We start from the raw sequence: 7,326 nt of genomic DNA, 5'->3' as shown, positions 1-7,326 counted from the left end.
ATTGTGCCACGGCCGCTGCCGGCCCTGCGTGGCTTCCGTCACCTCGCCGCGCACGCGCGTCAGTGCGCTCTGGATCTCGACGCCGGGTTCGGTCAGGTGCCTGGCCAACGCCAGTGAGTAGGGGCTGTCGACGCCGTCACCGTCGAAAGCGATCGCGCCGGGATCCGTTGCGTACGCGATCAAGATGCCACCCGTGCCCATGCCGTCCGCCCTTGCATCGACCGGCGCCAGGCCGGCGCCGAGCGAGCGGCTTTTGGGCAGAGCCCCAGCCAGCGTGCGCTCCAGCGGATTGTCGCGGCAAGCATCGAGGATGATGATGCCAACGGCCGGATCGGCCGGCAGCGCCGCCATCAATTCGTCGGTCTGAACCGTGCGGGTCTTCAGATAGGCCGGAGACGTCAACTCGGCATCGACCGGTACGAGATAATTCTTGCCGTCGACCTGCATGCCGTGGCCCGCGTAGAAGATGACCGCAAGGTCCGCGTCGTAGGATTCTTCGGTGAATTTGCTGATCAGGCCATGCATGCCGGCATTGTCCTGGTCGATGCCTTCGATCACTTCAAAGCCGGCGTTGCGCAGCGTCGACGCAATAAGGCGGGCATCGCTCGCCGGGTTCGGCAAGGCAACGGCGTTAACATATTTGCTGTTGCCGATGACCAGCGCGACACGCTTGCCTTCCGCTGTCGCGGCCTGGACGTCGAAGGCGCCAAGGATGGAAAGGACAAGTCCGCTCAAAAGAATGGCAAACAGTTTCATGGATCAGCCCTCTGGCCCATCGGGGCGCGTTATTCATCTCTGCGGGTCCTCAATTCGTCAGCGACAACGTCGCTTCGGCCAACAATGGCTCTCAGGCTTATGTCGCTCCGACGCAAGTCTAGGTTCACCGGATGCACCCGGCCGCTGCAAATATTTGCCGATATGCCAGCCGCCAGTCTCAAAAACGATCGACCAGGCGATCGTTTGCTCTAGCCTGGCTCAAGCGTCTCCTGGATTGAATTGAGCAACGCGGTTATCGCTTGCTTGTATTTCGCGAACTCCGGCGACGTCTGCTTGACCTCGGTCGCGGTTGTCGCCGGCTGGGTCTGATCGGTCACCAGGCGCGGCACTTTCTGCCCCATTTTCCGCTCGGCCCAATCGATGACGTAGCCGACGGTCTTGCCGGTCAGGAACGGGTTGGCCTGGATCACGGCTACGCCGAGAACGGCGCTCAATTGCGACGAACCCGGCGCCGCCAGCACCTGATGCGCACCCTCCATGCCGAGGAAATGACAAAGGTACAGGCGGCCGGCGGTGATCTGGTGGCCGCGGGCGCGCAGATAGGCCTCCCCTTCGCGCGCCAAGTTGCGCACCATTTCGCGCGACAGCGTCGCGTCATAGCGAAGCGCGAGCAGGTCGGCGGTCGAAAGCGATTGGGCAAGGTCGGGACGATAGGTGTTCATCATCCGGATCCAGGTCTTGGTGATGAACTGGCCGGCGCCGGTTGCTGACGAGTTGGGGTTCTTGGCACGTGCGCTGCCGCCGCTTTCGACATGGACGATCCGGTCGGTCAGCGTCTCGACGGCGGAATCGCCAGGACCGACGGAACCGGCGGTGGCGACTGCGGTGACCATCCCCAGCGGATCGATCGCCTCGCCGTTCTCGTAGAGTTCGAAATGCAGATGCGGGCCGGTCGAAAGCCCCGTGGTGCCGATATAGCCGATGACGTCGCCGGCCTTCACCTTGGTGCCGATGCCGCTGGCGATGGCGAATTTTTGCATATGCGCGTAGCGCGTCTCCCGGCCATTGGCGTGCGTGATCTTCACCAGATTGCCGTAGCTGCCGCCATCACCCTGGAAGGAAATCTGGCCATCGAAAGCGGCCATGACCGGCGTCCCGACCGGAGCCGCCCAGTCGACACCCTTGTGGATCCGAACCGTGCCGAGGATCGGATGCTTGCGCGGGCCGAAGGTCGACGTCATCACGCCTGCGACCGGCGTGACCATGCCGTTGGTGACGGTCAGTGAACGAACCTGGTCGTCGCCGGTCACGCAGGCATACTGGCCGTCGCTTTGCTGGAAGACGAAGCAGTCGAGGTTCTTGTCCTTGCCCACGACACCGACGTAAAGCACCCGTCCGGAGATCTCGCCCTGGCCAGCCGGCGTCTGCGAGTAGATCATCACCAGGCGCTGGTCCTCGCTGGCGAAAGCGTCGAGATCCTGTCCCCTCGACAGATACATGATCGCTTCGCCGATCACGCTGGTCGGTACCTTGTTGCGTGCCGCGGTCGAGTAGATTGCGTCGAGCAACCGGTACTGCCGCTTGGGTCCGCCCTGGTCCGAGGCACCGGAATAATTGAACAGGTCTTCGCGAACCCAAGGGTCGACGCCTGAAACGAAGGCGCCCGCTGCGTTGCGCGTCAGCGTACCGACATAGACATTCCTCGCGTAGACCGAGACCTGCATCAGCGACATCGTCGTCGTCTCGGGGTTCGGCCGGAAGCCGCGCATGGCGACCACGAAACCGGCCTCAAGCCCATCGCGCCTGAACAGCGTTTCCAGCGCCTCGCCCGCGAGCCTGGCGTCGTCCGCGGAGAAATGCGCGTCGAGCACCACGCTGACCAGGCTGCGGTCATTGAGGATCTTAACGAAAGTGTCCTCCGTCGCCGCGAAGCGCTGATATTCGCTGGTGACGTCCGCGACGGTGGTGTTGTTCTCGATCGCGGTTTTCTTGAACGCGGGGAGGGCTGCCTCGCCCTGGTCGATAGTCTCCCCCCAGCCGGCCTCGGGGTCGTCTGCGTCAGCTTTGGGCGCCGAACCGGCGGAGGGTTCGCTCGCGTCCGGCGGCGCCTGCAGGTCGTTCGCCAGGTCGCCAGCTTGGTCGTCGGGCACCGCAGCAGGTGCGGGCGAGGGCGGTTGCTGATCGTCCGGTTCCGCCGTCGAAGGCTTCGGAGCAGTCTGCCGCTGCGCCTTGAAGAATGCAAAATCCTCCTGCGTCGACGGGATCGTCGTCATGAACTTCTCGCTGGCGCTCAGCATCACGTCGGACAGAATCTCGATCTGCGGCGAGGCCCCGGAACTGTCGAGTTCGGCCGGGCGCGCAACCGTATGGCCCTTCGTGCCGGCGTCCGCATCGGGCGCCAGCGTTATCCACATTGGGTCACCGGCAAGATCGATGATGGCCGGCACATAGACCAAGGCGTCGGGCGGCACGTCTTCCATGCCTTCGACGGGATGCAGTTCCTCATCCTCGTCGCCGAACGACCAGTTGTCCCTGGTAAGATAGAATCCGGTGGCAATCGCGATGAGGGTGAGCGTAGCAACGCCGGCGACAATGCGGCGCCAGAGTTTGCGTCTGCGCTCGGCCAGGCGCGCTAGCTTCTTCTGTTTGAAGCTCGTGTCGATGCTGTGCGTCACGGGCTGTTTCCGGTCAGGAAATAGGTCCAGCGCACCTGCTCCAGCGTATCGACCTCGACGAAACGCGCCGCGATATGACCGCGCTGCCAGCACTCCTCGATGCCTCGGATGGAGAAGCGGCGCCGATCGACGCACATCTCGGTCGAGCCGTTGAGGATCGCATGTCCGAACACGTCGGTCGCGTAGAGGTAGATGTAGCGGTTGGCCAGTTTCTCGCGGATGAGGTTCACGCACTGGTTGGCGCCGATGGTCCACCAGCCGTCGGTCTGGTCGGCATTGTCGACCTTCTGTCCGACGGCGAGGTTGACGACGTCGAGCGTTTGGTTGCAGACGGTGAATTCGGCATGAGCCCTGTTGGTTGAGAGGACAACGAGCAGCGCCGCGCCGAACAGCGCGCAAGATCCCAGGCGGCGGCGGAAGTCCGGGACCAATCGAAACCGGCTACGCTTTGTGCGTGACGAAGGCCGGCAAGATGAATGCGAGGGGCGAAGGTCCATCGGCGTTCATATCTATCCGCCGAGCCGGAAATATTTGGCGGTGGCGGAGAACTGCGAGCCGTCGGCGCCAATCTCCTCGATGATCTTTGGCAAAAGCTCGGCGACCGGTGTCGGTCTCGAGAACATCGCGGCCTGGATGTCCTTCGGTCCGGTGATCACCAGCATGATCTGCGGCAGCGCTTTGCCGGCCGCCTTGTCGGCGGCGCCCAGACCGATCGGGATGTTGAAGTTCGCCTTGTCGGTCTGCTCCACGATGCGGTCATCGAGGTTGAAGGCGATGCCCCTGTGGTCGATTAGCATGACATTGGAAACCAGCCCGCCATGCGTTGTCAGCGTGCCGCTGATCGGCGCGCCATCCGGCACCGATGTCCGGTCGAGAACGAGCTGTGGACTATCCACCTGGTTCCGGTCGAGGACGCGCAGTAAGTTGGTCACTTCACACTGCTTCTGGTCGATGAGGCGGACGTTGATGTCCGGCTCGAGATGGAACCTCGAGCGAAAATCATTGAGCATCTGCTCGAAGGGCTGCACGGCTGTTGCGAAGCCTTCGATAGCGACGGCGCTAACGGTTTGCGATGTGAGGGACGCATAGAAACAGTCGCCGCCGCTGAAGTCGCGCACCCATGAGGCCCGTTGCGCGGTCTCGTCGACCGGGTTCGTCGGCGGAATTGCCGGCTTGGGCACATTGATCGCGACTTCGGTATTTTCGGGCAGCTTGGTTACCGGCGGCTGCGGTTGCTGCGGCGGCTGCGCTGTCTGTGTCGGCTCTGATGGCGAGGTGGAAGGCGTCGGCTGGCCGGCGGCCGGAGCCGAGAATGCCGGTTTGGCCGGCGGGCTGGTCCGCGGCGCCGGCAACTGGCTCTCCGAAGCCGGCGGCGTAGAAGCCTGCGGCTGGGTCAACTTTGAAAGTATGTCTACGAGGTCCGTTGCGCTGCGTTTTGTCGCCGGCGGGTTTGCCTCGGCCTTTGGCGGGTTCCCGGACGGCGTTTGGGTAGGCTCGATCTCGACCGGAGCTCCTTGCGCCTGATTGTTGGCCGTCAATTCAGGCTCGGCCGCAGGCGGCGTCGGCTTGCCGACGGGCAGCGGTAGCGGCGCCTGCTCGGCGGGTTGCCGGGCTTGTGTTGCAGGTGCCTCGGGCTTAGCGGTCGGCGCGGGGATTTCGGTGGGCTTGGCCGGCTCCGGTTTCTGTTCGCCCGCAGCGTCCGCCTGGTTCTCCGCTGGCATCGAGGTCTTCTCCAGTGCATCCGGTAGGGCAGGTGGGTTCCCCGCCTCGACAGCGGCAGCGTTGTCGCGTTTTGAAGGCTCTGGCTGAGGCTGCACCGGCGGCTGAGGGGGCGATTCTTCCGGCTGCGGCGTTTGAGCCACAGGCGGGGGCACTTCCGCAACGGGTTTGGGCGCCGGCTTCGCTGTCAAGGGTTTGAGTGTCTCTTCGGCTGGCGGAGGCGCCAGGAACCCGCTGAAGTAAAGGCCGCCCCCCAACAGGACCGCCAGCGTCACGAGGCCGCCAGCGACAGCCGGCATTCGCGACGATTTTCGCGGCGCAACCGGCACGGGCGTGCTTGCAGGCGCTTGCGCCGGCGCAGGCCGCGGTTGTGACAGGTGCGCCGGCCGTACATGTTCAACAAAGGGCTTTTCGCCGGCGGACGTCGAAGGCTGCGGCCCGGACTCGGGCAGCCCCGTCCAGCCGGCGCGCGGCAAGCCCGAGCGGTCACGCGGACCATACGATGCCGTCGGCAATGTCACCTCGAAATCCTCGCCGCGCGTTGCCCTGGCGATCTCGGCCATGCTGGCCGGCCGATCGCGCGGATCCGGCTGCAGCATCGCGCCAATGAGCTCCTGGAAATCGGGGGCGAGGTCAGACAGGTCCGGCACGGTTCGGCGTTTCTCGATCACCTCGTACTGCGAGCCGCTCATATCGAGCGGCTTTCCGCGCAATGCCGCGGCGAGCACCAGTCCCAGGCTATAGATATCGGACTGCTCGCTGACCTCGGCGCCATAGAGACCGAGCTGTTCTGGCGAGACGTAATTGTATTTGCCGGCGAACTTGCCGCCGATCAGCGTTTCGCCGCCTACGGCCGCCGACCGGGCGATGCCGAAATCAATGATCTTGGCGGCTTCCACCTGCCCGCCAGGCAGGATGATGTTGTCCGGCGAGAGGTCGCGGTGGACCGCGCCCCCACGGTGCACCGCGGCAAGCCCTGAGGTCAGGCGATGGCAAAGCCGCCGCACTTCTTCCGCCGGCATTGGTCCGCGACGCATCACGTCGAATAGTGACTGGCCGTCCACGAACTCCATCGCCAGATAGGGGCGGCCGATCCTCGGATCGATAGTGAAGACGTGATAGCGCACCACCGCGTCATGCGACAGGTGGTTGAGAATCGACGCCTCCTTGCGGAACAGCGACAGGATCGTCTGATCGCGGGCGAATTCGGGCAATACGATCTTGATCGCCACATGGTCGCCGGTTTGGATGTTGTGGCCGCGGTAGACTTCTCCCATGCCGCCGGAGGCGATCCTCTCGTCGAGTTCGTAAATGCCGCTGAGCTGCGTGCCGACGCCGGCATAGGTGTCGTTCGTCGATATCCGGGTCTTGTCGTCGTCGCTCATCTCGCCAGGCTTTCCGCTCCGGACCGATCCGAATGGAGCGCACCGTTGCGCCCGCCGCCGATCTTCACAAGAACGATGGTCACATTGTCGGTTCCGCCGCGCGCCAGCACCGTATCCAGCAGGCTTCGGCACGCCCCCTGCGGCGTTGCGGATTTCACAGCGGCCTTGATCTCGGCGTCGCTCACATGCGCCGTCAGCCCGTCGGTGCTCAGAACGAAAACATCCCCCGGCATCAGCTCGCCCTGCTGGAAATCGATCTCGAGCTCATCGCTGACGCCGACGGCATGTGTGATAACGTGGCGACGCGGCCAGTTAAGCGCTTCCTCCGCGCTGATCATGCCGCGGTCCAGCAGTTCCTGGACTTCGGTGTGATCCTTCGAGACCTGAAAGATCACGCCGTTGCGGACCAGATAGATGCGGCTGTCGCCGGCCCACAGGCCAGCGAAGCGTCCGTCCATGGCAAGCAAGGCCGCGAAGGTTGAGCCGATGGTGATGCCGCGGGATCGGGCGATGTTGCGGATCTCGGAATTGGCGCGGCTCAGCCGGTCCTCGAAGCGCGCGCGAAGGTCCGGCGCCGAGCTCGCAATGCCGATCGTCGCCAGATGATCGACGATGCTGGCCGACGCGACCTCGCCGGCCTCGTGCCCGCCCATGCCATCGGCCACTACCCAGAGCCCAGTCTGCGGCTCGATCAGGTAGTTGTCCTCGTTGTGGTCGCGCACGCAGCCCTTATGGCTGACGCCGAAACTTTCGATGGGAAGGGCGACGGTGCTCAATTTGCCACCAAGCGCTTCGCGAGCGTCCTCTGTGACCAAGCATGGACAGCATGC

At 64.1% G+C, this 7,326-nt stretch carries 5 protein-coding genes; all 5 read right to left on the bottom strand.

Annotated elements, in window-relative coordinates:
• The coding region (locus X741_RS137690) for a caspase domain-containing protein (protein WP_023780744.1) at positions 1-756 on the bottom strand (756 nt) is incomplete at its 3' end.
• A 209-nt stretch (positions 757-965) separates the two neighbouring features.
• A complete protein-coding gene (locus tag X741_RS137695; protein WP_023780743.1) occupies positions 966-3,392 on the bottom strand; it encodes a M23 family metallopeptidase in 2,427 nt (808 codons plus the stop codon).
• On the bottom strand, positions 3,389-3,889 hold the full coding sequence (locus tag X741_RS137700; protein WP_031250696.1) for a DUF1036 domain-containing protein: 501 nt from the start codon (positions 3,887-3,889) through the stop codon (positions 3,389-3,391). The genes X741_RS137695 and X741_RS137700 overlap by 4 nt, the downstream gene beginning before the upstream one ends.
• A 12-nt stretch (positions 3,890-3,901) precedes the next feature.
• Complete coding sequence (locus X741_RS137705) at positions 3,902-6,496, bottom strand: serine/threonine-protein kinase (protein ID WP_023780741.1); 2,595 nt, start codon at positions 6,494-6,496, stop codon at positions 3,902-3,904.
• Positions 6,493-7,272, bottom strand: a complete 780-nt coding sequence (locus X741_RS137710) for a protein phosphatase 2C domain-containing protein (protein WP_032928459.1) — start codon at positions 7,270-7,272, stop codon at positions 6,493-6,495. Before X741_RS137710 ends, X741_RS137705 begins: the two co-directional genes overlap by 4 nt.
• Positions 7,273-7,326 lie beyond the last annotated feature (54 nt).

It is taken from the genome of Mesorhizobium sp. LNHC221B00, assembly GCF_000502935.1.
Lineage (GTDB): Bacteria > Pseudomonadota > Alphaproteobacteria > Rhizobiales > Rhizobiaceae > Mesorhizobium > Mesorhizobium opportunistum.
This window is presented reverse-complemented; position numbering and strand designations above follow the sequence as displayed.

What these genes read in the sequence shown, in the direction of transcription:
- X741_RS137700 (WP_031250696.1), bottom strand. Translation starts at nt 3,889, where the DNA reads ATGGACCTTCGCCCCTCGCATTCATCTTGCCGGCCTTCGTCACGCACA.
- X741_RS137705 (WP_023780741.1), bottom strand. Translation starts at nt 6,496, where the DNA reads ATGAGCGACGACGACAAGACCCGGATATCGACGAACGACACCTATGCC.